This is a genomic window from Aromatoleum diolicum (genome assembly GCF_012910955.1).
GTDB classification, from domain to species: Bacteria; Pseudomonadota; Gammaproteobacteria; order Burkholderiales; family Rhodocyclaceae; genus Aromatoleum; species Aromatoleum diolicum.
Window position 1 is genome coordinate 19,449 of sequence record NZ_WTVQ01000011.1, and the last position, 24,267, is coordinate 43,715.

Below are 24,267 nucleotides of genomic sequence, written 5' to 3' on the forward strand. Positions count from 1 at the left end.
CGCGCAAAGTCCAAATTGAACTATTTTGGAATCGACTGAGCCTTCGAATCCTGAGCATCAACTGAAGACCCGTCACCAGACACAGGCGCAGACGCAGGCGTGGTAACGGCATTTTCCATGACACTAGCAGGTCGTTCCGACACACCGCTCGCGAGATAGCTGAGTCCAAGACTGGTCGAGAAAAACACAGCCGCAAGCACCCCAGTTGTACGACTAAGGAAGTTCGCAGAACCCGACGCACCAAACACGCTGCCGGACGCCCCACTTCCAAAGGCGGCACCTGCATCGGCACCCTTGCCGTGTTGCATCAACACCAAGCCGATAACACCGAGACCGACCAGAACATGAATCGTCAGAACGACGGAGAAAATATAGTTGCTCATCTTGAACCCTTGATTAATTCTCAGCCATCTACGAAGCAGCAACCGCCGCCTCGCAAATTTCCAGAAACTGGGGAGCTTCCAGTGACGCCCCCCCGATCAGACCACCATCGGCATCAGGCAAACCGAATAGCGCCTGTGCGCTATCGGCCTTCACGCTACCACCATACAGAATCCTGACGTCACCCGCATCACGGACTCGACCGGCCAACCAGGCCCGAACGAAGGACAATACCGCTTGAACCTGTTCGACTGATGCCGCCCTGCCAGTACCAATAGCCCATACCGGCTCATAAGCCACTGCGATCCGCCCGATCGAATCGGCATCAAGAACCTCAGCAAGCGCATCGAGCTGTCGCTGCAAGACGTTCTCGGTCTCACCGGCCTCGCGTTCGGCCAAGGTTTCGCCGATACAGACGAGAGGGATCAACCCCGCCCGCAGTGCCGCCAAAGCCTTGCGCGCGACCAGCGAATCGGACTCCCCCTGCAGCGCGCGGCGCTCCGAGTGCCCCACAATGACGTAACGTACGGAAAAATCAGCAAGCATTGCGCCGCTGACTTCGCCGGTATGCGCCCCATGATCAAACTCGCTAAGGGTTTGCGCCCCCAAGCCTAGAGACGTTCCGCCGAGGAGCGATTCGGCCTGCGCCAGGTAAGGGAATGGAACACAAATAGCACACTCAACGCCCACAGGCAGACCCTGCAGAACCTCGCGCAGCAGGATCTGATTGCGCTCCCGGTCGCCGTTCATTTTCCAGTTACCGACGACAAGCTTGCGTTTCATGCACAGGGCCTCTGCGAAAGTTTTCGATTTTATAGCGTGCAAGGCTCGTACGCAAAGAAATGAGGCAGGCGCCGTCCTCGGGGGAGCTCACACCCAGCGACGCGCATAGCTTAATACATCAATTCCACATTTCGAAAACTGTAAAACTATAGCCGCAAAAAGAAGGGGCAGAAAATCTGCCCCACGCGCTTGGGCTAGCCGAAACGCCCGGTGATGTAGTCTTCCGTTTCCTTTCGTGTCGGGTTAACGAAGATCTGACTAGTCTCGCCAAACTCCATAAGCTCACCAAGATACATGTAAGCCGTATAGTCCGAAACCCTCGCCGCCTGCTGCATGTTGTGGGTCACGATGAGAATCGTCACTTTGTCGCGCAATTCATGAATCAAGTCTTCGATACTCGCCGTCGCAATCGGATCGAGCGCCGATGTCGGTTCATCGAAAAGCAGGACCTCGGGATTGGTGGCAAGGCATCGTGCAATACACAGACGTTGCTGCTGACCACCGGACAAAGCCGTCGCCGGATCGTGCAGACGATGCTCCACCTCTGACCACAGTGCCGCCCCCTGGAGAGCCTCCTTGACACGATCGTCAAGAACGGAGCGATTCCCTTCACCACGTATCCGCAAACCATAGGCGACGTTTTCATAGATCGACTTCGGGAACGGGTTAGGCTTCTGGAACACCATCCCGATGCGCATTCGCACCTCGATAGGATCGACACCCGGGCTCAGCAGGTTGGTGTTGTCCGGGTGTAGACGAATTGCGCCCTCGTAGCGATTGCCGGGATAGAGGTCGTGCATGCGGTTGAACGCCCGCAATAGGGTCGACTTGCCACAACCGGACGGTCCAATCAGCGCCGTCACCCGCTTTTCGTGCACGGGCAGGGAGATTGATTTCAATGCCTTGAAATCACCATAGTAGAAGCTGAAGTCCTCTACCGCCGCCTTGACGGGAGCCGTTTCGACGCGCGCCACGACACCGTGTGAGCGCAGACTCCTGAATCCAGCCGTGTTACTCAAGGCCTGCGGCGTCGCTTGATCCTCGCGTTGATCGCTCATTCGCATTGTGGTGCTGCTTACCATTTGATGTCCTTGCGCACGTGATAACGAATCCAGATGGCAGTCGCGTTCATGGCCAATGTCATCAGAACCAAGATAAAGCCAGCCGCCGCGGCATTCTGCTGAAAAGCCTCCTCGGGTCTGGAAGTCCAGTTGAACATCTGGATCGGCATTACAGTGAAGCCCGATTTGAGCCACTCGAAACTCAGCCACGGAAACTCCGGACCGACAGGCGACGCGGGTAAGAAAGCAATGAAGGTCAATGCGCCAATCGTAATAATCGGGGCGGTTTCCCCGATAGCTCTCGACATGCCGATGATGACGCCGGTCAGGATGCCCGGGAGCGAATACGGCACGATGTGATCGCGCGTCACCTGCCAGCGCGTCGCTCCAAGACCGTAGGCCGCCTCACGTATGTGAAGTGGAATGGAGCGAATTGCCTCACGCGTCGCGACGATGACCACCGGCAGGATCAGCAGTCCTAGGGTAAGCCCCGCGGAGAGGATGCTCTGTCCGAAACCAAAGCCATAAACAAAGACACCCAGCGCGAGGAGGCCGTAAACGATGGAGGGCACTCCCGCCAGATTTGTTACGTTAATCTCAATAATGTCCGTGACCAGATTCTTGGACGCATATTCCTCGAGATAGATACCCGCAGCGACGCCCAGCGGCACGGCGGAAAGCGCCGTCACAAGCATGACCAGTAGCGAACCTACCCAAGCGGAAAGGATACCTGCCTGCGCCGCACGTCGCGACGGGAAATTAGTGAAAAACTCGGGAGTCAAGCGCTCCCAACCCGTGTAGGCCATCTGCACAAATAGTGCGAGAAAGGTCAACACGCCAAGCAGCAACGCGAGGAAACCCGCGATTGCGAAGATGAGATCCCACCGTTTGTTGCGCTGAATGATCTTCCGGATGACCGGGATATCGGCGGAGTTCATTGGCCGTCCTCTCAATAAGCTTCGCGGTAGCGACGCCGCAAGACGTGCCCGACAAGGTTAAGCGACAACGTCATAAGCATGAGACTCAGGCCCGCGGCAAAAATCGACTGATAGCCAATGGAGCCGTGCGGCAAGTCTCCGAGAGCAACCTGGACGATGTAGGCCGAAATCGTCTGAGCCGACTCAAGCGGATTCAGCGTGAAGTTGGGCTGCATGCCTGCAGCGACAGCAACGATCATCGTCTCGCCGACGGCACGCGATATCCCAAGAATATAGGCTGACAAAATACCCGATAGCGCGGCGGGCATCACCACACGCAATGCAGTCTGAAGCTTGGTGCCTCCCATCGCATACGAACCTTCGCGCATGTTCATGGGTACGGCCCGCATGGCATCCTCAGCCAGCGAACTGACATAAGGAATGATTGCGATGCCCATGACGATGCCGGCGCCCAGCATGTTGAACCCTGACAGACCCGGAATCAGAAGTTGCAGCATCGGGATGACCACAGTGAGCGCAAAGTAGCCGTAAACAATAGTGGGTATGCCGCCGAGCAGCTCAAGGAAGGGTTTGACGATTTCGCGCACGGCCGGCCTGGCAAATTCCGACAGATAGATGGCAATCGTCGTCCCCAGTGGGATAGCCACGATAAGGGCCACCAAGGACGTCGTAAGGGTTCCTGCCAGTAACGGGAGAATGCCGTAGTGCGGATCGGCGAACAGCGGCGTCCACATCGTGTCCGTCAGGAACGACCAAAGGGGCACAGTCTCAAAGAAATGATAGGACTCGCTAACGAGCACCCAGATGATGCCAACCGTGGTCAGCACAGAGACACTCGCCGCACCGAAGAGCAGCATCTCGATGAAGCGCTCCTTGAAGTGACGCAGTGCTTTCTTCGCTAGCCTGTCACTAACAACGAGCGGTGGCAACGATGCCGCTGACGCAGAGCTCGGGGTATTCATTTCTCGCATTCGTCGCCCAGGGAACTAAAAAACCGGCGCACGGGCTGTGACCCGTGCACCGCGGAGTTATAGCTTTGCTTCGCGCGCCAAGAGCGACTCGATGGTGACGCCAATCTCGGCCTCGCCACCAAACACCGTTCCGAGCTTCTTCTTGCTGACATGTTCAAGCGCGGTCTCGTAGGCCTTTGCCGGCAGGGGTACGTACTTGACTTCAGTGGCGAGCTTGCTGGCATTCTTCATGTAGTAGGTGACGAAATCACGTACTTCCTGCTTCTCCAGCGATTTCTCGCTGACGTAGATGAAGATCGGGCGCGACAGCGGATTGTAGGAACCATCGAGCACCGCCGCCGGGGCCGGCTGAACGGCCGTTCCTTGCTTATTCACGATCGACACGGCTTTCAGCTTGCCCTGGTTCTCGGCATAGTATGCGTAGCCAAAATAACCGATCGCATTCACATCACGCGAAACGCCCTGAACCAGCACGTTGTCGTCTTCGGACGCAGTGTAATCGCCACGCGACGACTTCGCCTTGCCGACAACCGCCTCCGTAAAGTAATCGAAAGTTCCCGAATCGGAGCCGGCCCCGAAGAGCTTCAGCGGCGCATCGGGGAACGACGCGTCGACCTGCTTCCAGCTAGTGATCTTGCCTTGCGCATCAGGCTCCCACATCTTCTTTAGCTGCTCGACGGTAAGTTGCTTGATGAAGGCATTTTTCGGATTGATGACGACAGTCAGTGCGTCGAAGGCGACCGGCAACTCGACGTATTTGATGCCGGCCTGCGCGCAGGCCTCCATTTCCTTCTTCAGGATCGGGCGCGATGCATCGGCAACATCAATCTCGCCACGACAGAATTTCTTGAATCCGCCGCCAGTACCGGAGATGCCGACGGTTACCTGGACGGCACCCTTCATCGATTTCTGGAAATCTTCGGCAACGGCCTCGGTAACCGGAAACACGGTACTCGAACCATCCACTTTGACCACAGACGCGGCTTGTGCGGCGTGCGCACCCAAGGCGAGAAGAGCAGCCGCAACGACTGTCTGCGTGAAACTGGACATATTGAATCTCCTAGCGAATGAACGTTACCGATTCCGAAATGAGGCGACCTTGTTCTTACAGCCAAGACCCGATGCTGATGCGAGAAGGATCACACCGACATCGGATCCCGGACGCTTTCGAACTCAAGAACTTTAGATCACACACATTTCAGGAATGTGACAATTCACAAAGCTAGATTACCGAACGGCTCCGACGGCACCTTCAATCCTCTCTGCAATACCGCGCGCGAGACGCTCCACCTCGACACCGTCCTGCCCCTCCACCATCACGCGCAACAATGGCTCCGTGCCCGAGGGGCGCAGCAATACACGCCCCCGGCTACCGAGACACACCTCAGCTTCCTTGCGGGCGGATTCTATCCCCTCATGCGAGCGCCAGTCGAAATCCGCAGGCAGTCGCACATTGATGAGTCTCTGCGGATAAAAGTCGAGATCGGAACAGGCCTGCGCAAGGGTCCCAGCCCCCTGCTTCAGCGCGGCAAGCACCTGCAGTGCTGAAACGATGCCATCACCCGTCGTATGCTTATCCAAACAGATGATATGTCCGGAATTCTCGCCGCCGAGCTTCCAGCCACGCTCGTATAGCATTTCAAGCACATAACGGTCTCCAACCTGAGCCCGTGCAAACGGCACGCCGAGGCGGCCAATTGCGTGCTCGAAGCCCAAGTTGCTCATCAACGTGCCGACCACGCCGTCGAGGCAGCCCTTTGCCTTGCGCGCCGCAGCGATGACGTAAAGCAACTTGTCGCCATCGTAGATCGCGCCGGCGCCGTCGACCATCATGACGCGGTCGCCGTCGCCGTCCAGCGCAATCCCCATATCCGCTTCATTGGCAAGCACGGCATCCCGCAGGGATTCCGGAGACGTTGCGCCGCAGCGGTCATTGATATTCAGCCCATTCGGCTCAACCCCGACGGCAACGACTTCCGCCCCCAGTTCGTGAAAGACGTTGGGGGCAATGTGGTAAGCAGCTCCATTCGCACAATCGAGTGCGATCTTCAGTCCGCGCAGATCGAGCTCATTGGGAAAAGTGCTCTTGCAGAATTCAACATAACGACCTGCGGCGTCCCCTATGCGGCGCGCCTTGCCCAGATTTGCCGATTCCGCGCACCCCATCGGCTGATCGACACGGGCCTCGATTTCCTCTTCGACCGCATCCGGCAGCTTCGTGCCATGAGCCGAGAAAAATTTTATTCCGTTATCATAGTAAGGATTGTGCGACGCCGAAATAACGACGCCCGCCTGGAGTCGCAAGGCTCTCGTCAGATAGGCGACGGCAGGCGTAGGAACCGGGCCCGCCAGCATGACATCGACACCGGCCGCCGCAAATCCCGCCTCAAGTGCCGCCTCAAGCATGTAACCGGAAATCCGCGTGTCCTTTCCGATCAGGATTGCTGGGCGCTCGCCGCGCGGCAATTGTTCGCGTGCAACCAGCGTAACGCCGGCCGCGAACCCCAGACGCATGACGAAATCGGGGGTAATAGTGGAGTCCCCAACCCTGCCCCGCACACCGTCGGTGCCAAAATACTTGCGAGCCATTTCGCTTCCCGTTAATTCGAAAAGACTTAATTATCGCATCAACGCGGTGCCATGCTGCACGGATCGAATCAGTTTGCGCGAAACTCCACCGCCTCCCAGACAGCAAGTGCGTCGCGCGTTTGTGCCACATCATGCACGCGCACAATCCTGGCGCCGCGCTGAACCGCGATCAGCGCGGCTGCTACACTAGCCGCCTGACGCTCACTCGCCGACCGGCCTGTAATCGCCCCGAGCATTGACTTCCGCGACACGCCGATGAGCACCGGCAGGCCCGTTGCAGCAAAGCGATCCATCGCACGCATCAGGTCCAGGTTATGCTCGAGCGTTTTGCCAAAGCCAAATCCAGGATCGAGCACGATACGCTCGGCATCGACACCGCATCCCGTGATTCGGCGCACCTGATCGCTGAGAAAACGGAGCACATCGGACACCACGTCAAGGTATTGCGGATCAGACTGCATACTGCGAGGTTCTCCCTGCATGTGCATTACACACAGCGCAGCATCGGATCCAAGCACCGCATCGACCGCGCCGGGCGCGCGAAAGGCGTTGATGTCATTGATCAGGCTTGCTCCGGCAGCCAATGCAGCGCGCATCACGCTTGGTTTCACCGTATCAACGGACACGGGCACCGGCCAACTGGCAAGACGTTCAATCAGCGGAATCACCCGATCAAGTTCTTCTTGTTCCGACACCGACTCCGACCCTGGACGGGTCGATTCGCCTCCGACATCGAGCAGGTGAGCCCCGTCGGCGACGGCCTGTTCTGCCCGGCGAAGGGCTGCATCAACGTCGTGCCCCAAGCCGTCGCCCGAAAAGGAATCGGGTGTCACATTAATGATCGCCATGATGCGGGGTCGATCAAGCTCTACACGGAACCGACCGCATTTCAAAACCTGCATAGGGAGCTCCCAAAAATGAATCGGGCCGACTTTAGTCGGCCCGATTAGAAACGTCATTCTGTTGATTGGTCAGGCCACCGGCGCGGCCGCAGTCGGTGCCGCACCGGGGGCATCGTCATCGCGCGAACGCCGCGGCGGTTGCGATGTCGGCTTGGGCGCTCGGGGCGGACGGCCAGCCATGATGTCATTGAGCTGATCGGCATCAAGGGTTTCCCACTCCAGCAGAGCGTGCGTCATCGCTTCGATCTTGTCACTGTTTTCCTCGATCAACCGGCGCGCCAGCGCATATTGTTGGTCAATGATGCGGCGAATCTCGGCATCGACCTTCTGCATCGTCGCTTCGGATACATTCCGATGCGTGGTGACTTGGCGGCCGAGGAAAATCTCCCCTTCCTCCTCCCCATATACCATAGGACCAAGATTATCGGACATGCCCCACTGGGTCACCATACGGCGCGCCAGATCGGTTGCCCGCTGGAAGTCGTTCGAAGCACCGGTAGTCATCTGCTTCATGAAGATCTCTTCACAGATACGCCCACCGAACAACACCGCGATGGTTTGCAGCAGGCGATCACGATCCTGGCTATAACGGTCGGTCTCCGGTAGCTGCATCGTCACACCCAAGGCACGGCCGCGCGGAATGATCGTGACCTTGTGCACCGGGTCGGTCTTGTCCAGTAGCTTCGCAACCACCGCATGGCCCGACTCATGGTAAGCGGTATTACGGCGCTCTTCTTCGGGCATGACCATGGAACGGCGCTCGGAGCCCATCATGATTTTGTCCTTGGCACGCTCAAAGTCCTCCATGTCGACCAGGCGCTTGCTGCCGCGAGCGGCAAACAACGCAGCCTCATTGACGAGGTTGGCGAGATCGGCACCCGAGAAGCCCGGAGTACCTCGTGCGAGGACAACCGGCTCCACATCGGGGGCGATCGGCACCTTGCGCATATGGACCTTGAGGATCTGCTCACGGCCGCGGATATCCGGCAAAGGCACAACGACCTGGCGGTCGAAGCGGCCGGGACGCAACAGGGCAGGATCGAGCACGTCCGGACGGTTCGTCGCGGCAATCACGATCACGCCGGTCGTGCCCTCGAAGCCGTCCATTTCGACCAGCAGCTGATTGAGTGTCTGCTCACGCTCGTCGTTACCGCCGCCCATGCCGGCGCCGCGCTGACGGCCGACGGCATCGATTTCATCAATGAAGATGATGCAAGGGGCATGCTTCTTCGCCTGCTCGAACATGTCGCGGACGCGCGCTGCACCGACACCGACAAACATCTCGACGAAATCCGAACCGGAAATGGAAAAGAACGGCACCTTGGCTTCGCCCGCGATGGCCTTCGCAAGCAGCGTCTTACCCGTTCCCGGCGATCCAACCATCAGCACGCCCTTAGGGATATGACCACCGAGCTTTTGAAACTTGGACGGATCACGCAAGAAGTCCACCAGTTCGGAAACTTCCTCCTTGGCTTCGTCGCAGCCCGCAACATCGGCGAAGGACAACGAGTTCGCCGACTCGTCAAGCATCCGCGCCTTCGATTTGCCGAACGAGAATGCGCCACCACGGCCGCCGCCCTGCATCTGGCGCATGAAGAAGACCCACACACCAATCAGCAACAGCATCGGGAACCAGGATACGAAGATGCTCATCAGGAAAGACTGCTCTTCTTCCGGCTTGGCCGCGTTGACGGCAACACCCGCGCGCATCAGATCGGACACCATCCAGATGTCTTGCACGCCCGGGGTGTAAACCGTGATCTGTCGCCCCTCCTGGGTGGTCGCGCGCACCAGCCGTCCATCGACCGTCGCCTTGGCAATACGCCCCGCCTTTGCCTCTTCGAGGAACTGCGAGTACTCCATCGTATTGGTCGAGACCTGCCGCGAATTGAACTGGTTGAACACCGTCATCAGCACTACGCCGATAACCATCCAGATCGCGAGATTCTTGAAGAGATTATTCAACTTCGTTCCTTATAAGCCCGACTGGGCGGCAAAACATTGACCCATTCTAGTTGTGAACGTTCCGTTGCGTAAACCAATCGCGACCATCGGCGAAAGCAATCACGTCTGCGGCAGGTGTCAAAGCCCTGCGCGCGCTCCGCCGTCAGTCGGCCTTGCGGCCGAGCCCCAGCAAGTAAACTTCGGCGCTGCGGTCGCGTGAGGCCTTCGGCTTGCGCACTTGCAAGGACGCGAAGTGGCGCAGAATCTCGCTGCGGAACTCCATGAAGCCCGCCCCCTGAAACATTTTGATAAGAAAGCTACCCCCGGGCTTGAGGTGTCGCATGGCGAAATCGAGCGCCAGCTCGCCGAGATATATCGACCGCGCTTGGTCGGTGGTCTCGATCCCCGACATGTTAGGAGCCATGTCGGAAAGCACGATATCCACCGCGAGCCCCCCCAGACGAGTCTCAAGGTCGCCAAGCACCGAGTCATCCTGGAAATCGCCCTGAATAAATTGGACGCCCGGCAACGGCTCAACGGGGAGCAAATCCAATGCAAACACGCGACCACCGCTTCCCGCCCGTCGAACCGCAACCTGGGTCCACGACCCGGGGGCCGCGCCGAGATCGACGACGACCATGCCCGAGCGTATCAGATGGTCGCGATCATCAATCGCCATGAGCTTGTACGCTGCACGCGAACGATAGCCTTCGCTCTTGGCGCGCTGGACGTAAGGGTCGTTTACGTGCTCCTGCATCCATGCCTTGCTAGTCTTGGTCCGCTTCATGGGAGTAGAATCCATGCCCCTGAAAGATTTGAGAAAAAAATGATCGAGCTGACCCCCACACACCGGCGTGAGCTGCGCGCCACGGCACACCATCTGAATCCGGTTGTGAGCATTGCCGGAAACGGCCTGACGCCGGCGGTGCTGGGCGAGATCGAACGTTCGCTGCAAGCCCACGAGCTCATCAAGATCAAGATCCACGGCGCAGAACGTGAAGTTCGCGACGAGTTGATGAAAGCCGTCTGCGACGCACTTGACGCATCGCCAGTGCAGCATATTGGCACCATTCTGGTCGTGTGGCGTCAGCGCCGCGAAGAGGAAACGAAAGCTGCTTCGGCGAAGAATACCGCACCGGCGAATGTCCCCAAGGCCGCGAACGCCAAGTCGGCTCGCGCGTTTGCAGCAGCAGCCCGTCGCACTGCACTCATCAAGGCGTCGTCGGACAAAAGGCGACTTGCCGCAAAACGCGCAAAGACCTATACACGCAAGTCAGGTCCCGCTGGCGGCAAATAATCCAGCCGCGCGCAACAGACGCACGCGCAATGATCGCGTGCAGCGGCGGGCCGCAGGACACCAGGTCCTCGGCCCGCACCAGATTCACACGTAGCGCACCTCAATGATTTCGTACTCGCGGACACCACCCGGAGCCTGAACTTCGGCGATATCCCCGGCGTATTTGCCGATCAAGGCCCGTGCGATCGGCGAGCTGATGGAAATCTTGTGTTCCTTGATGTCCGCCTCGTCATCGCCGACGATTTGATACGTCACGGACTGCCCGGAATCCATATCCTCCAGCTGCACGGTCGCGCCAAACACGCAGCGACCGTCTGCATCCAGCAGCCGCGGATCGATGATCTGCGCATTCGATATCTTGCCTTCGAGCTCCTTGATACGCCCCTCGACGAAGCCTTGACGTTCCTTGGCGGCATCGTACTCGGCATTCTCCGATAGGTCGCCATGGGAACGCGCTTCGGCGATGGCCGCAATCACGCTGGGTCGTTCAACCGTTTTAAGCTTGTGCAATTCCATGCGGAGTTGCTCCGCTCCGGTCACGGTAAGTGGGGTCTTATTCATGATTGCTTGTTCAGTTCCGCGTGCAGGGACTGCAGGCCGTAAACTTCGAGCCCTTCGAGATGACGCATTCCCATACAGGCAGCGCGGGCGCCCTCGATCGTCGTAAACACAGTGAGCTTGGCAGCGAGCGCGCTGGTGCGAATGGAACGCGAGTCGACAATCGCCTGACGCTTCTCTTCGACGGTATTGATGACGATGCTGAGTTCGTTGTTCTTGATCATGTCCACAATGTGCGGACGGCCTTCATTGACCTTGTTCACAACACCGACGGGAATACCGGCTGCCTCGATGGCGGACGCCGTACCACGCGTCGCCACAAGGCCGAAACCCAGTGAGTGCAGTTCGCGTGCGACTTCGACTGCGACCGCCCGATCCGAAGGCTTTACGCTTATAAAGGCTGTCCCCGACTGGGGCAGGCGCACACCCGCAGCGAGCTGGGACTTGACGAAGGCCTCGGCAAAACTCCGGCCCACCCCCATTACTTCGCCGGTGGACTTCATTTCCGGCCCGAGAATGGTGTCAACGCCGGGGAATTTGACGAACGGGAAAACCGCCTCTTTGACTGAATAATACGGCGGCACGATTTCGCCGGTGACGCCCTGGCTCGCGAGACTCTGTCCAGCCATGCAGCGTGCCGCGACTTTCGCCAGTTGCAAGCCGCAGGCTTTGGAGACGAAGGGCACGGTACGCGAGGCTCGCGGGTTCACTTCGAGGACATATACGGTCGCCTCGTCACCCTCACCCTGGATCGCAAACTGCACATTCATCAGCCCACATACATTCAGAGCGCGCGCCATCGCCTCGGTCTGGCGACGCAGTTCGTCCTGTAACTTCGCCGACAGCGTGTACGGTGGCAGGGAGCACGCCGAGTCACCCGAATGCACGCCTGCCTGTTCGATGTGCTCCATGATGCCGCCAATGATGACCTGCTGGCCGTCCGACAGCGCATCAACGTCGACTTCGGTCGCATCATTCAGGAAACGGTCAAGCAATACCGGCGATTCGTTTGAGACCTTGACCGCCTCGCGCATGTAGCGCTCGAGGTCCTTCTGTTCATGCACGATTTCCATGGCGCGGCCGCCAAGCACGTAGCTCGGGCGCACGACCAGCGGGTAACCGATCTCGGCGGCGAGGCGCACCGCGGCTTCGGGTGTACGCGCCGTACGGTTGGGCGGTTGCTTGAGACCGAGATCCATCAGCAGTTTCTGGAAGCGCTCGCGGTCTTCGGCCGCGTCGATCATGTCAGGGCTCGTGCCAATGATCGGCACGCCGTTCTCTTCGAGTGCCTGCGCACGCTTCAGCGGGGTCTGGCCACCGAACTGGACAATCACGCCTACCGGTTTCTCGATATGCACGATTTCGAGGATGTCTTCGAGCGTAATCGGTTCGAAATAGAGACGATCGGAGGTGTCGTAATCGGTCGAGACGGTTTCCGGATTGCAGTTGACCATGATGGTCTCGTAACCGTCCTCTCGCAGAGCAAGAGCGGCATGTACGCAGCAATAGTCGAACTCAATGCCCTGCCCGATCCGGTTCGGTCCGCCGCCGAGGACCATGATTTTCTTCTTGTCCGTCGGACGCGCTTCACACTCGTCCTCGTAGGAGGAATACATATAGGCGGTCGACGTCGAGAACTCGGCCGCGCAGGTATCAACGCGCTTGAATACCGGACGCACACCCTGGGCGTGGCGATGCAGGCGCACCGCGGTCTCATCCACGCCAAGCAGTTTGGCAAGACGGCGATCGGAAAACCCCTTGCGCTTGAGTTCGCGCATTTCAGCCGCCTGCATTGCCTTCAGCGAACGGCCGGTAAGCGCCTTCTCGGTCAGCACGATGTCCTCGATCTGAGCGAGGAACCAGGGATCGATCTTGGTCAGGTTGAACACCTGATCCTGCGTATAGCCCTCGCGGAAAGCTTGCCCGACGTACCAGATGCGTTGCGGACCAGGGCTCGCGAGTTCGTGCTCCAGATCCTCGCGATCAGCCTCGACCTCGTCCAGACCGTAGACCCCGACCTCAAGCCCGCGCAAGGCTTTCTGGAAGGATTCCTGGAATGTGCGGCCCATTGCCATCACCTCGCCGACGGACTTCATCTGCGTGGTGAGGCGGTCATTGGCCTGGGGGAATTTTTCAAACGCAAAGCGCGGAATCTTGGTGACGACGTAGTCGATTGAGGGCTCGAAAGACGCCGGCGTGGCTCCACCTGTGATGTCGTTCTTGAGTTCGTCAAGCGTGTAGCCGACAGCGAGCTTCGCTGCAACCTTGGCGATCGGGAACCCGGTGGCTTTGGACGCAAGTGCCGACGAACGTGATACGCGCGGATTCATTTCGATCACGATCATGCGCCCGTCCTCGGGGTTGATCGCGAACTGCACGTTCGAACCGCCGGTGTCGACGCCGATCTCGCGCAGCACCGCAATCGAGGCATTGCGCAGGATCTGGTATTCCTTGTCGGTGAGCGTCTGCGACGGCGCGACCGTGATCGAGTCACCGGTGTGCACGCCCATGGGATCGAGGTTCTCGATCGAGCAGACGATGATGCAGTTGTCCGCACGATCGCGCACAACTTCCATCTCGTATTCCTTCCAGCCGATCAGCGATTCTTCAATCAGCAGCTCGTTGGTCGGGCTTGCTTCGAGACCGCGCTTGCAGATCTCGTCGAACTCTTCCATGTTGTAGGCGATGCCCCCGCCGGTACCGCCCAGCGTGAAGGATGGGCGGATGATGACCGGGAAGCCGATGCCGCCCTGAACCTGCAAAGCCTCTTCCATGCTGTGGGCGATACCGGAACGGGCCGAACCCAGCCCGATCTTGGTCATCGCGTCCTTGAACTTGAGCCGGTCTTCAGCCTTGTCGATCGCGTCACGCGAAGCGCCGATCAGTTCGACACCGTACTTTTCGAGCACACCGTAACGTGCAAGATCGAGCGCACAATTAAGTGCGGTCTGTCCGCCCATTGTCGGCAGCAGTGCGTCCGGGCGTTCCTTTTCAATGATCCGCTCAACCACCTGCCAGGTGATCGGCTCGATGTAGGTGACGTCCGCCGTACCCGGATCGGTCATGATCGTGGCCGGATTGGAGTTCACGAGAACGACCTTGTAGCCTTCCTCGCGCAGTGCCTTGCAGGCCTGCGCGCCGGAATAGTCGAACTCGCACGCCTGGCCGATGATGATCGGGCCGGCGCCGATAATGAGAATGCTTTGAATGTCTGTGCGCTTAGGCATTGCCTAACCTCGGTCTTGCGTTGAAGAGCGGCAGCACGGGCTGCCGCTTGCGAATCATTTGCGCGCTTCGAGCAGTTTGATGAAGCGATCGAACAGGTAGGCCACGTCATGCGGGCCCGGGCTGGCTTCAGGATGCCCTTGAAAGCAAAACGCGGGCACGTCGGTGCGTTCCATCCCCTGAAGACTGCCGTCGAATAACGACACATGGGTCGGTCGAAGGTTTGCGGGAAGGGTATCGGCGTCCACCGCAAAACCATGATTCTGGCTGGTGATCAGCACCTGACCGGAATCGAGATCCTTGACCGGATGGTTTGCCCCGTGATGACCGAATTTCATCTTTACGGTCTTCGCGCCGGACGCGAGCGCCATCAACTGGTGGCCGAGACAGATGCCGAAGGTCGGAATGCCACGCGCAAGGAATTCGCGAATTGCGGCAATCGCGTAATCACACGGTTCGGGATCGCCCGGACCGTTGGACAGGAAGATTCCGTCAGGTTTGAACGCAAGCGCCTCCGCGGCGGATGTCTGCGCCGGCACGACGGTGAGGCGGCAACCGCGACTGGCGAGCATGCGCAGGATATTGCGCTTGACGCCAAAATCATAGGCGACGACGTGGAAACGCGCGTCCTGCGGGGTTTGATAACCGGCACCGAGGCTCCATTCACCTTCTGCCCACTCGACCGGGCTGTCGGCACTGACGACCTTTGCCAGATCCATGCCGGCAAGACCGGGAAATGCCCGCGCTTGTGCGATGGCGGCTTCGGCATTGAGCGTGGCACCTTCGCGCGCGGCAACGATGCAGCCGGCCTGTGCACCTTTCTCGCGCAGCAAGCGGGTGAGCTTCCGGGTATCTAAGCCGGCGATAGCGACCACGTTCTCCGCCTTCAGATAGGCATCGAGTGTCTGGTCCATGCGAAAGTTGGACGGCAGGATCGGCAGATCACGGATCACCAGTCCGGCAGCATGCACGCGGTCGGATTCGACGTCTTCGCGATTGACACCGGTGTTGCCGATATGAGGATAGGTCAGCGTTACGATCTGGCGGCAGTAGCTCGGGTCGGTAAGGATTTCCTGGTAACCGGACATCGAGGTGTTAAATACGACCTCACCAACCGTGCTGCCGGCCGCACCGATTCCCTTGCCGAAAAATACCGTCCCGTCGGCAAGTGCTAGTAGGGCGGGCGGGGAAGCAGTCACGACAAACTCCTGAGTTCAGCCGATAAGACAGGGAAGGCCAGTCGGCCGCCCTGTGCGTGAAAAAAACGGGATGAGCCGGTCGGCCAATCCCGCTATCAAAACCCGCTGATTGTATCGTTTGATGCCGTCCGAGGCAACGCTAGCCACAGACGCAGGACCAGTGGATCAACGCAGACCGAGCACGTCCTGCATGTCGAAAAGGCCATTGGCGTGGCCCGCGAGGAAGCGCCCGGCACGCACCGCACCGAGCGCGTAGGGCATGCGACTGCCCGACTTGTGAGTAATTTCAATGCGTTCGCCAATACCGGCGAAAAGCACAGTGTGATCCCCGACTACATCACCACCACGAATGGTCGAAAAACCGATCGTCTCAGCGTTGCGTTCGCCAGTGACGCCCTCGCGCCCATAGATCGCGCAGGTTTCGAGATTCCGCCCAAGCTCGCGTGCAACGACCTCCCCCATACGCAGGGCGGTCCCCGAGGGCGCGTCTACCTTGAAGCGATGATGGGCCTCGATGACTTCAACGTCGTAGCCCTCGTTGAGGATGCGCGCGGCCATTTCGAGCAGTTTGAACACGGCATTCACGCCAACCGCCATATTCGGCGCAAATACGACCGGAATCGTTCTGGCTGCTGTGAAGATCGCTTCCTTCTCGCCGGCGGTAAAGCCGGTCGTCCCGATCACCATCGACTTGCCGAGCTCGCGGGCGATGTCAAGGTGCACCAAGGTGCCTTCGGGCCGCGTGAAGTCGATTACACAATCGGCCGCGGCAATGGCCGCACGCGGATCGTCGGTGATCGCAACACCACAGGGAACACCGATCAATTCTCCCGCGTCGCGCCCGATGAAGGGCGTGCCCGGTCGGTCGAACGCAGCCGCAAGCGTCACTCCTTCATCCTGGAGGCTGGCTTCGATCAGCATCCGGCCCATTCGCCCGGATGCTCCGGCAATTGCAATACGCAGTGAGGTCATGCACAAATTCCTGTAACTGAACGCGTCAATCCTTGGCAGCGGGGGGTGTGATCTCGATCACGCGACTGCGCTCGGTCTGAGCCTCCGCGGCCTTGCCCTGAGCGTCGCCGGACTGGATATCCCCTTCGACGCGATCAAGCCGATCACCGTCGAAAAACACGCTTAGAACGCGTTGCTGCGCGTCACCGCGTCCGGGACGAAAAGTATAGACGTAGTCCCAGCGATCGGAGCGAAACACGTCAACCACCAGCGGGGTGCCGAGGGCAAAACGGACCTGCTCGCGCGTCATGCCTTTCTTCAGGCGGGCGACCATCTCTTGGTCAACGTAATTGCCCTGCCGCACATCGATACGGTGAGGATTTAGGCGATCAGTAAGAGTATTGAAGGAACAACCGGCCAGCAGGCCGATGACGGCGACGACCGCCGGAAGTGTCATTAAGCGCATGGATGGATTTCTTGGTCGTTGGCGCCGGACGGCGTATCGTTCTCAGGCGAAGCCAAAAAAATATATCATACGTAGCCAGCAGCCACGCGGTATCAGTGCGCAGCGACCCATCGGGGCGACAATGTCAGAGAACTCCCAGAACCTCAAAAATATAGGCCTCAAGGCCACCTACCCGCGTCTGAAGATCCTGGATCTTTTTCAGACTTCCGATCTTCGCCACCTTACAGCGGAAGACGTATACCGCCTGTTGATGGCCGAAGGCATGGACATCGGCTTGGCAACGGTCTATCGCGTCCTGACCCAGTTCGAGCAGGCGGGCCTGCTCGAACGGCATTACTTTGAGTCAGGCAAGGCGGTGTTCGAACTCAAGGAAAGCGGCCACCACGACCATCTGGTGTGCGTGCAGTGCGGCAAGGTGGAAGAATTTTTCGACGCGGAAATCGAACGGCGGCAAAACAAGATCGCCGAAGAGCGCGGCTTTGCGGTACGCGAGCATGCTTTGTATCTATACGCCGACTGCCTCAGGAAGGATTGCCCCAACCGTAAACTTGGCGAATAACGCGCGCAGCGCCCGCTGCGCTCAGGTCTGTGCCACGCGATCCGCGCCCAGCATTTCCGCAGCATGACGGCGCGTCGTTTCGGTAATATTCACGCCGCCCAGCATCCGGGCGATTTCCTCGACGCGCCCATCGCCATCAAGTGGGGTCACCGCACTGACGACCTCGCCGCCGCGCTGCGATTTCGCGATGTTCCATTGCCAGTCGGCACATGCCGCGACTTGCGGCAGGTGGGTGACGCACAGAACCTGTCGCTCCAGCCCCAGTCGATGCAGCAGCTTACCGACGATTTCCGCGACACCACCACCGATTCCGACATCAACCTCGTCGAAAATCAGCGTCGGTGTTGCCGAATCGCGGCTCGTCATGACCTGGATTGCCAAGCCGATGCGCGATAACTCGCCACCGGAAGCAACTTTCGCCAGCGGCCGCAGTGGCTGACTGGGGTTGGCAGCGACGCGGAATTCGATGCTTTCCAGTCCATGAACAGCGGGCGCGCAGGATTCGAGCGCAGCCGCGAATTGTCCTCCGGCCATCGCCAGCGTCTGCATGGCTTCGGTGATCTCACGTGACAGCGCGTCGGCAGCGGGACGGCGAACCGCTGACAAACGTTGTGCGGCAGCCTCGTAATCAGCACGGGCACCACTCTCCTGCTCGGCCAGACGCGCGGGGTCGGCGCGTGCCACGAGTTCATCGAGCTTGCTCGTCCATTCCTCAAGAAGGTCGGGCAAGGCCTCCGGCGCCAACCGGTGCTTGCGGGACATATCTGTGACCCGCTCGATGCGACGCTCGATTTCGCCAAGCCGCTGCGGGTCGAGATCCAGACGGTCGCGGTAACGACGCAAGGCGTGCAGTGCCTCGTCGGCCTGAATCGCTGCGCCGGAAAGCAGTTCGAGCACGTCAGTCAGCCCCGGATCGAGGTCAGCCATCGCACCAACCCGGACGTTGATGTGGCGCAACTGTGAGGTCACTGCGGCATCGCCCTCGCCAAGCACCACGAGGGCTTCGTCAGCCCCGTCCATCAGGCCCGCAGCGTGGGCAAGACGCGAATGTTCGGCATTGATTGCTGCCCATTCATCCGCATCAAACGAGAGGTCCTGAAGTTCACCGATCTGCCACACGAGCAGTTCGCGCTCGCGCTCCGAGGCTGCTGAGTCGTGCTCGGCAGCACGGCGTAATTCGGCGAGTTGCTGCCAGACACGGAACCGCGCAGCGACATCGGCAGCAAGGACGGTTGCCCCCGCATGGCAATCGAGCAGGGCACGCTGGGAATCCCCCCTGAGCAGGGCATGGTGGGCGTGCTGGCCATGAATGTCGGCCAGCCAGTCACCGGCATCGCGCAACTGCGCCTGCGTTACGGGCACCCCGTTGATCCAGGCGCGAGAACGCCCGCCCGCCTCGACGACTCGACGCAGAATCACCATGCCTTCGTCTGCCGGCAAGTCTTGCGTGGTCAGCCAGTCTGCCAATCCGCCCGAAGTCGGCAGTTCGAATTCCGCGGCAATATCAGCCTTGTCGCGCCCCGTGCGCACCGCGCCGGCATCGGCACGACCACCGAGTGCAAGCCCCAAGGCATCGAGCAAAATGGACTTGCCCGCACCGGTCTCGCCGGTCAGGGCACCGAAACCGGACTCAAATTCGAGTTCCAGGCGGTCAACAATGACGAAATCCCGAATGGTCAGGCGGCGTAGCATAAGCGTCGCGGAATACCGGAAAAAGAAGTGAAAATCAGGGCAAGCGCGGGGTTGCGCTCCAGTGGAGTTTTTCGCGAAGCATCGCAAAATAGCTATAGCCTTCCGGATGCAGTAGCCGTAGATCCTTGGGCGAACGCGTCACCCGCACGAGATCGCCTGCGCGTGCATCAAAGCGCGTCTGGCCATCGAAATGGACCCGCGCATCGTGCGGCGGTAGCAGCACGATCTCGATGCGGCAGGTATCCGGCAACGTCACAGGACGCGCCGTCAGCGCATGCGGACACAAGGGCACCAATGCGATTCCGCCGACGTTCGGGTGCAGGATCGGACCATTGGCCGATAAGGCGTAGGCAGTCGAGCCAGTCGGCGTCGTCAGGATCATGCCATCGGAGCGCTGGGTATAGACGTATTCGCCGTCGATCAAAAGGTCGAATTCGATCATGCGCCCGAGATCGCCTTTGTTCACGACAACATCGTTGAGCGCCAGGGTATGAAAGACCCGGTGACCGGCGCGCAGCACCTCGGCATCGATCATCGCACGCGATTCTTCGGTGTAACGCCCGTCGAGAATCTCGGACAGCTTGGCGAGTGCCTCGTTGCGTGAGATGTCGGTGAGAAAGCCGAGCCGTCCTTGATTGATCCCCACCAGCGGCACGGCATGTTCCGACAGGCGGCGCGCAGTGTTGAGCATCGTACCGTCGCCACCGAGCACCACCGCCAGATCAGCCTGGACGCCGATGTCGTCATACGTGGCGGTGGCAAACTCGCCAACCAGGCCGATGGAACTTGCCGTACCCTGTTCGATCCATACAGCAAGTCCACGTTCGCGGAGAAAACCCGCAATGGACAGCACCGCACCTGCAACATCCGGGCTCTGGTATTTGCCGATCAGGGCAACGGTATTAAAGCTCTGGGTCATGCCGCGGATTAAACCACAATCACCCAAGACCTTGGCAGACATGCCGGCACTTCCATAGAATCCCCGGAAAGAGCCCATAACCATCATGAAGCCGCTAGACCCTCGCGCCCAAATCCTGCTCAAGACCCTGATCGAACGTTACATCGTCGAAGGGCAGCCCGTTGGCTCGCGCGCGCTGTCGCGCTATTCGGGCCTGGAGTTGTCTCCGGCGACCGTGCGTAACGTGATGAGCGATCTCGAGGAAATGGGCTTCATCACCAGCCCGCATACCTCGGCCGGCCGGATCCCGACCGCGCTCGGCTACCGGTTCTTTGTCGACTCCTTGCTGACGGTGCAGCCGATGGAGCAGGCGCGGGTGCGCGAGCTCAAGGGTCACCTGCAACCCGACCAGCCACAGCGACTCATCAGTTCGGCCTCGCACCTGCTGTCGGAACTGACGCAGTTCGCGGGCGTCGTGGTGTCACCACGTCGCGAGACGTTGAAAATCCGCCAGATCGAGTTCATCAGCCTGTCGGAAAACCGCATCCTGCTGATCATCGTTACTACCGCCGGTGACGTGCAGAACCGCATCATCATCACCCGGCGCGCCTATTCGCCAAGTGAGCTGACCGAGGCGGCGAGCTACCTGACCGAGCACTTCGGCGGACTCGGTTTCGATGATATCCGCACCCACATCCAAGCCGAACTCAGGCAGTTGCGCAGTGACATGAGCGAGTTGATGACCGCTACAGTCGAAGCGGGTAACGCCGCCGCGCAGGAAGACGACACCAGCTACGTTCTGTCCGGCGAAACCAATCTGCTCGATGTCGAGGACCTGTCGTCGAACATGGCACGGCTGCGCGAGCTGTTCAAGCTGTTTGAGCAGAAAACCGGCCTGATTCAGCTGCTGGATCTTTCGAACCGAGCACAGGGCGTGCAGATTTTCATCGGCGACGAATCCGGGATCGCACAACTCGACGGCTGCAGCGTCGTGACGGCCGGCTACGAGGTCAACGGCAGGATTGTCGGGTCGGTGGGGGTCATCGGCCCTACTCGCATGGCTTATGATCGCGTAATTCCGATTGTCGACATCACCGCCCGTCTTTTGTCGCACGCTCTGTCGAACACGCACTGAGCGTTTCGACGTTCCCCAGAAAAAGGATCAGCATGGCCCGCTACTGGCCCGAACCCCCCTACACGCATGGCACAGCACCCCGCACCGGCGTACTGCTGGTCAACCTCGGCACCCCGGAGGCACCGACCGCCGCGGCGGTTCGCCCATACCTCAAGCAGTTTCTGTCGGACCCGCGGGTCGTAGAGATTCCCCGTCTTGCTTGGTGGCCGATCCTTAACGGCATCATCCTCAACACGCGGCCAAAGAAGTCTGCCGAGAAATACGCCAGCATCTGGATGGATGGCGGCTCGCCGCTGAAGGTACATACCGAGAAGCAGGCCAAGCTGCTTGCCGGTTATCTAGGCCATGGAGGCATTACCAACGTCCACGTCGAATGGGCGATGCGTTATGGCGCTCCAGCGGTTCCGGACGTCCTGAACCGCATGAAGGCAGCAGGCTGCTCGCAAATCCTGATCGTACCGCTGTATCCGCAGTACGCAGCGAGCACGACCGCGAGCGTGATGGACGAAGTCGCACACTGTCTGACGCGCTGGCGCAACCTGCCGGAAATCCGCTATGTGCGCAACTTTCACGACCATCCGGGCTACATCGCCGCACTGGCCCAGAGCGTACGTGATCACTGGATGAAGCACGGCGAGGGCGACAAGCTGGTGATGAGCTTTCACGGGGTGCCGCGGCGCTCGCTCGATCTTGGAGATCCGTACCACTGCGAATGCCAAACCACGGCTCGCCTGCTCGCCGCCGAACTGGACCTCCCCGCGGAGCGCTGGCAACTAACCTTCCAGTCCCGGTTCGGCAAAGCTGAATGGCTCAAGCCCTACACCCAGCCAACCCTGGAGGCGCTCGCACGTCAGGGCACTCAGCGAGTGGACGTACTTTGCCCGGGCTTCCCTTCCGACTGTCTCGAAACACTCGAGGAAATAGGGCTTGAATGCAAGCATGCATTCATCGAATCCGGAGGCAAGACCTTCCACTACATTCCTTGCCTCAATGAACGGGACGACTGGATAGCGGCGCTGACCGACATCGTGCGCGACCACTTGGGCAACTGGCTCACCTTGCCCGCACGTGATGCAGGCGAGCTTGCCATCGCAGCATTGCGCGCCCGCGCCGCAGGAGCCGAGCGCTGAGCATGGATCCACGACTCAATCTGGCGCTACGCTGGCTGCTCAATGCACTCGCCCTGATGCTCTTGCCCGAACTCATCAGCGACCTGCGCGTCGAGAGCTACACCGCCGCCTTGCTGACCGCACTGTTGCTTGGACTCATCAACGCGCTGATCCGCCCATTCCTGATCCTCATTACGCTGCCGATCACCTTGCTGACGCTGGGGCTGTTTACCCTCATCATCAACGCCCTGCTGTTCTGGGGCGTTGCCGGCCTGGTCAGTGGGGTGCATGTTCCCGATTTCTGGACAGCCTTCTGGAGCGCCCTCCTCTACAGCCTGCTGACGTGGCTGGTGAATATCGTCCTCGCGGACGGAAAGTAGACCTATCCGCACGACGATCAATTGTCGCAGGTAGCGAGTTCGGCCGGACGAACGTACGCTCCGGCGTGACCGTCACCCCCACCGCCAAATTTCGCCGCACCCTAAATTTTTGCGACGCCCGACCGTTAATACCTCTGGGCAGGTCGGCCACAAGGAACGGGCATGAGAGTCGCGGCGGCAAACATACAGTTACAGTCATCCCACCTCGCCTTCAGTCGCCATTCGGTGTCCGAACGGCTTAAGATGTGGAGCGGCGAGCGCAATCCGCCTGCGGAACGCTCCAATGGGATCGGCACGCAGGTGCGCGAACTCGCGCGCGCAGAAGTCGAACTGTCCAGGGAAGGTCTTGCGGCGCAGGAAGCAGAGGCCGCCGACAATGAAGCGGACGCCCTCGACTCCGATCCCCGGATGAAGCTTCTCAAGCACATCATCGAAGCCTTCACCGGCCGGCCGATTCGCACGCTGCATCTGGCGGACCTGAAGTCCGGATTTATTGCAGCGGAGCCGCCTGCACAGGCGCCACTGCATACCGGACGCGAAACGGCACCGCGGCGAGCCGGCTTCGGCGTCGAGTACGACTTCCACGCCAGCTATCAAGAATACGAACGCACGACTTTCCAGGCCGAAGGCGTGGTGAAGACCGCCGACGGCAAGGAGATCCGTTTTAGCCTGGATCTCAGCATGGAGCGCAGTTTCAGCGAATCCATGAGCATGCAGCTGCGGCTTGGCGATGCACGCATGACGGACCCGCTGGTGCTGGACTTCGCCGGACCAGCCGCGGCACTTTCCGACACACGCTTCAAGTTTGATCTCGATGCGGACGGACAAGCGGAGGAGATCCCCATGCTCGGCGGTGGACGCGGATATCTTGCCTTGGACCGCAACGACAACGGTCGCATCGACGACGGCAGCGAGCTCTTCGGCCCGACCAGCGGCGACGGCTTCGCCGAACTTGCAGCACTGGATGCCGACGGAAGCGGCTGGATCGACGAATCCGATCCGGCGTTCAAGCAACTGCGGGTCTGGGCTCCTGCTACCGAAGGCGATGGCAGCCTGCAGACGGCTACCGAAGCCGGCGTCGGGGCGCTTTATCTGGGGAATGTCGCCACGCCGTTCGACCTTCGCGGCGCGGCCAACGACGCGCTGGGTGTGACGCGTTCAAGCAGCATCTATCTGCGCGAGGACGGCAGCGCCGGAACAGTTAGCCAGATCGACTTAAGCGTATAGCG

The 24,267-nt window shown here is 59.8% G+C and carries 23 protein-coding genes; 6 read left to right on the top strand and 17 right to left on the bottom strand.

All coding sequences use genetic code 11. The annotated features are described in order from the left end of the window. Window positions 1-20: 20 nt before the first annotated feature. The 10 genes from secG to GPA25_RS08420 all read right to left on the bottom strand — a co-directional run bounded on the left by secG (window position 21) and on the right by GPA25_RS08420 (window position 10,356). Entirely contained in the window at window positions 21-383 is a 363-nt protein-coding gene (gene secG / locus GPA25_RS08375; protein ID WP_169259925.1) for a preprotein translocase subunit SecG, read from the bottom strand. A 28-nt stretch (window positions 384-411) separates the two neighbouring features. Then, window positions 412-1,164, bottom strand: a complete 753-nt coding sequence (gene tpiA, locus GPA25_RS08380; protein ID WP_169259926.1) for a triose-phosphate isomerase — start codon at window positions 1,162-1,164, stop codon at window positions 412-414. 194 nt (window positions 1,165-1,358) lie between these two features. Beyond that, entirely contained in the window at window positions 1,359-2,222 is an 864-nt protein-coding gene (gene pstB, locus GPA25_RS08385; protein WP_246265503.1) for a phosphate ABC transporter ATP-binding protein PstB, read from the bottom strand. A gap of 17 nt (window positions 2,223-2,239) precedes the next feature. Next, entirely contained in the window at window positions 2,240-3,163 is a 924-nt protein-coding gene (gene pstA / locus GPA25_RS08390; protein ID WP_169259927.1) for a phosphate ABC transporter permease PstA, read from the bottom strand. 11 nt (window positions 3,164-3,174) lie between these two features. Further along, window positions 3,175-4,125 (bottom strand): phosphate ABC transporter permease subunit PstC, encoded by a 951-nt coding sequence (gene pstC, locus GPA25_RS08395; RefSeq protein ID WP_169259928.1) that lies wholly within the window; start codon window positions 4,123-4,125, stop codon window positions 3,175-3,177. 66 nt (window positions 4,126-4,191) lie between these two features. Continuing rightward, on the bottom strand, window positions 4,192-5,184 hold the full coding sequence (locus tag GPA25_RS08400; RefSeq protein ID WP_169259929.1) for a PstS family phosphate ABC transporter substrate-binding protein: 993 nt from the start codon (window positions 5,182-5,184) through the stop codon (window positions 4,192-4,194). Window positions 5,185-5,361: 177 nt separating this feature from the next. Next, on the bottom strand, window positions 5,362-6,723 hold the full coding sequence (gene glmM / locus GPA25_RS08405) for a phosphoglucosamine mutase (protein ID WP_169259930.1): 1,362 nt from the start codon (window positions 6,721-6,723) through the stop codon (window positions 5,362-5,364). 68 nt (window positions 6,724-6,791) lie between these two features. Beyond that, window positions 6,792-7,625, bottom strand: a complete 834-nt coding sequence (folP, locus tag GPA25_RS08410; RefSeq protein ID WP_169259931.1) for a dihydropteroate synthase — start codon at window positions 7,623-7,625, stop codon at window positions 6,792-6,794. A 69-nt stretch (window positions 7,626-7,694) separates the two neighbouring features. Further along, window positions 7,695-9,590, bottom strand: a complete 1,896-nt coding sequence (gene ftsH / locus GPA25_RS08415) for an ATP-dependent zinc metalloprotease FtsH (RefSeq protein ID WP_169259932.1) — start codon at window positions 9,588-9,590, stop codon at window positions 7,695-7,697. A 142-nt stretch (window positions 9,591-9,732) separates the two neighbouring features. Next, window positions 9,733-10,356 (bottom strand): RlmE family RNA methyltransferase, encoded by a 624-nt coding sequence (locus tag GPA25_RS08420; RefSeq protein WP_169259933.1) that lies wholly within the window; start codon window positions 10,354-10,356, stop codon window positions 9,733-9,735. Between the two features lie 39 nt (window positions 10,357-10,395). Between GPA25_RS08420 and GPA25_RS08425 the strand changes: the two genes are divergently transcribed. After that, window positions 10,396-10,866: a YhbY family RNA-binding protein gene (locus tag GPA25_RS08425; RefSeq protein ID WP_169259934.1), complete on the top strand. Its 471-nt coding sequence runs from the start codon at window positions 10,396-10,398 to the stop codon at window positions 10,864-10,866. A gap of 84 nt (window positions 10,867-10,950) precedes the next feature. Here the strand turns inward: GPA25_RS08425 and greA are convergent, their stop codons facing one another. From greA to GPA25_RS08450, 5 genes are all read right to left on the bottom strand, one after another. Beyond that, window positions 10,951-11,427: a transcription elongation factor GreA gene (gene greA / locus GPA25_RS08430; protein ID WP_169259935.1), complete on the bottom strand. Its 477-nt coding sequence runs from the start codon at window positions 11,425-11,427 to the stop codon at window positions 10,951-10,953. Beyond that, complete coding sequence (gene carB / locus GPA25_RS08435; RefSeq protein WP_169259936.1) at window positions 11,424-14,651, bottom strand: carbamoyl-phosphate synthase large subunit; 3,228 nt, start codon at window positions 14,649-14,651, stop codon at window positions 11,424-11,426. Before carB ends, greA begins: the two co-directional genes overlap by 4 nt. Window positions 14,652-14,705: 54 nt before the next feature. Next, on the bottom strand, window positions 14,706-15,848 hold the full coding sequence (gene carA / locus GPA25_RS08440) for a glutamine-hydrolyzing carbamoyl-phosphate synthase small subunit (RefSeq protein ID WP_169259937.1): 1,143 nt from the start codon (window positions 15,846-15,848) through the stop codon (window positions 14,706-14,708). A gap of 165 nt (window positions 15,849-16,013) precedes the next feature. Then, window positions 16,014-16,820: a 4-hydroxy-tetrahydrodipicolinate reductase gene (dapB, locus tag GPA25_RS08445; RefSeq protein WP_169259938.1), complete on the bottom strand. Its 807-nt coding sequence runs from the start codon at window positions 16,818-16,820 to the stop codon at window positions 16,014-16,016. Window positions 16,821-16,845: 25 nt separating this feature from the next. Further along, window positions 16,846-17,265 (bottom strand): outer membrane protein assembly factor BamE, encoded by a 420-nt coding sequence (locus GPA25_RS08450; RefSeq protein WP_169259939.1) that lies wholly within the window; start codon window positions 17,263-17,265, stop codon window positions 16,846-16,848. Window positions 17,266-17,386: 121 nt separating this feature from the next. On the opposite strand from GPA25_RS08450, the gene fur reads away from it, so the two are divergent. Further along, window positions 17,387-17,824 carry a ferric iron uptake transcriptional regulator gene (gene fur, locus GPA25_RS08455; protein WP_169260012.1) on the top strand — a complete coding sequence of 146 codons (438 nt, stop codon included), beginning with the start codon at window positions 17,387-17,389 and terminating at the stop codon, window positions 17,822-17,824. 21 nt (window positions 17,825-17,845) lie between these two features. Here the strand turns inward: fur and recN are convergent, their stop codons facing one another. Then, complete coding sequence (recN, locus tag GPA25_RS08460) at window positions 17,846-19,516, bottom strand: DNA repair protein RecN (RefSeq protein WP_169259940.1); 1,671 nt, start codon at window positions 19,514-19,516, stop codon at window positions 17,846-17,848. A 34-nt stretch (window positions 19,517-19,550) separates the two neighbouring features. Beyond that, window positions 19,551-20,435, bottom strand: a complete 885-nt coding sequence (locus tag GPA25_RS08465) for an NAD kinase (protein ID WP_169260013.1) — start codon at window positions 20,433-20,435, stop codon at window positions 19,551-19,553. Window positions 20,436-20,520: 85 nt separating this feature from the next. Here GPA25_RS08465 and hrcA point away from each other — a divergent pair, with 85 nt between their 5' ends. The 4 genes from hrcA to GPA25_RS08485 all read left to right on the top strand — a co-directional run bounded on the left by hrcA (window position 20,521) and on the right by GPA25_RS08485 (window position 24,265). Beyond that, window positions 20,521-21,549 carry a heat-inducible transcriptional repressor HrcA gene (gene hrcA / locus GPA25_RS08470; RefSeq protein WP_169259941.1) on the top strand — a complete coding sequence of 343 codons (1,029 nt, stop codon included), beginning with the start codon at window positions 20,521-20,523 and terminating at the stop codon, window positions 21,547-21,549. A 32-nt stretch (window positions 21,550-21,581) separates the two neighbouring features. Continuing rightward, window positions 21,582-22,679, top strand: coding sequence for a ferrochelatase (gene hemH, locus GPA25_RS08475; protein ID WP_169259942.1), 1,098 nt, complete (start codon window positions 21,582-21,584; stop codon window positions 22,677-22,679). Window positions 22,680-22,681: 2 nt separating this feature from the next. Then, on the top strand, window positions 22,682-23,038 hold the full coding sequence (locus GPA25_RS08480) for a phage holin family protein (protein WP_169259943.1): 357 nt from the start codon (window positions 22,682-22,684) through the stop codon (window positions 23,036-23,038). A 300-nt stretch (window positions 23,039-23,338) separates the two neighbouring features. Beyond that, entirely contained in the window at window positions 23,339-24,265 is a 927-nt protein-coding gene (locus tag GPA25_RS08485; RefSeq protein ID WP_343034879.1) for a hypothetical protein, read from the top strand. Window positions 24,266-24,267: the final 2 nt, after the last annotated feature.

Coding starts and splice junctions, on each gene's coding strand:
- secG (WP_169259925.1), bottom strand. CDS start 383: ATGAGCAACTATATTTTCTCCGTCGTTCTGACGATTCATGTTCTGGTC.
- tpiA (WP_169259926.1), bottom strand. CDS start 1,164: ATGAAACGCAAGCTTGTCGTCGGTAACTGGAAAATGAACGGCGACCGG.
- pstB (WP_246265503.1), bottom strand. CDS start 2,222: ATGAGCGATCAACGCGAGGATCAAGCGACGCCGCAGGCCTTGAGTAAC.
- pstA (WP_169259927.1), bottom strand. CDS start 3,163: ATGAACTCCGCCGATATCCCGGTCATCCGGAAGATCATTCAGCGCAAC.
- pstC (WP_169259928.1), bottom strand. CDS start 4,125: ATGAATACCCCGAGCTCTGCGTCAGCGGCATCGTTGCCACCGCTCGTT.
- GPA25_RS08400 (WP_169259929.1), bottom strand. CDS start 5,184: ATGTCCAGTTTCACGCAGACAGTCGTTGCGGCTGCTCTTCTCGCCTTG.
- glmM (WP_169259930.1), bottom strand. CDS start 6,723: ATGGCTCGCAAGTATTTTGGCACCGACGGTGTGCGGGGCAGGGTTGGG.
- folP (WP_169259931.1), bottom strand. CDS start 7,625: ATGCAGGTTTTGAAATGCGGTCGGTTCCGTGTAGAGCTTGATCGACCC.
- GPA25_RS08420 (WP_169259933.1), bottom strand. CDS start 10,356: ATGAAGCGGACCAAGACTAGCAAGGCATGGATGCAGGAGCACGTAAAC.
- GPA25_RS08425 (WP_169259934.1), top strand. CDS start 10,396: ATGATCGAGCTGACCCCCACACACCGGCGTGAGCTGCGCGCCACGGCA.
- greA (WP_169259935.1), bottom strand. CDS start 11,427: ATGAATAAGACCCCACTTACCGTGACCGGAGCGGAGCAACTCCGCATG.
- carB (WP_169259936.1), bottom strand. CDS start 14,651: ATGCCTAAGCGCACAGACATTCAAAGCATTCTCATTATCGGCGCCGGC.
- dapB (WP_169259938.1), bottom strand. CDS start 16,820: ATGACCTCACTGCGTATTGCAATTGCCGGAGCATCCGGGCGAATGGGC.
- GPA25_RS08450 (WP_169259939.1), bottom strand. CDS start 17,265: ATGCGCTTAATGACACTTCCGGCGGTCGTCGCCGTCATCGGCCTGCTG.
- fur (WP_169260012.1), top strand. CDS start 17,387: ATGTCAGAGAACTCCCAGAACCTCAAAAATATAGGCCTCAAGGCCACC.
- recN (WP_169259940.1), bottom strand. CDS start 19,516: ATGCTACGCCGCCTGACCATTCGGGATTTCGTCATTGTTGACCGCCTG.
- GPA25_RS08465 (WP_169260013.1), bottom strand. CDS start 20,435: ATGACCCAGAGCTTTAATACCGTTGCCCTGATCGGCAAATACCAGAGC.
- hrcA (WP_169259941.1), top strand. CDS start 20,521: ATGAAGCCGCTAGACCCTCGCGCCCAAATCCTGCTCAAGACCCTGATC.
- hemH (WP_169259942.1), top strand. CDS start 21,582: ATGGCCCGCTACTGGCCCGAACCCCCCTACACGCATGGCACAGCACCC.
- GPA25_RS08480 (WP_169259943.1), top strand. CDS start 22,682: ATGGATCCACGACTCAATCTGGCGCTACGCTGGCTGCTCAATGCACTC.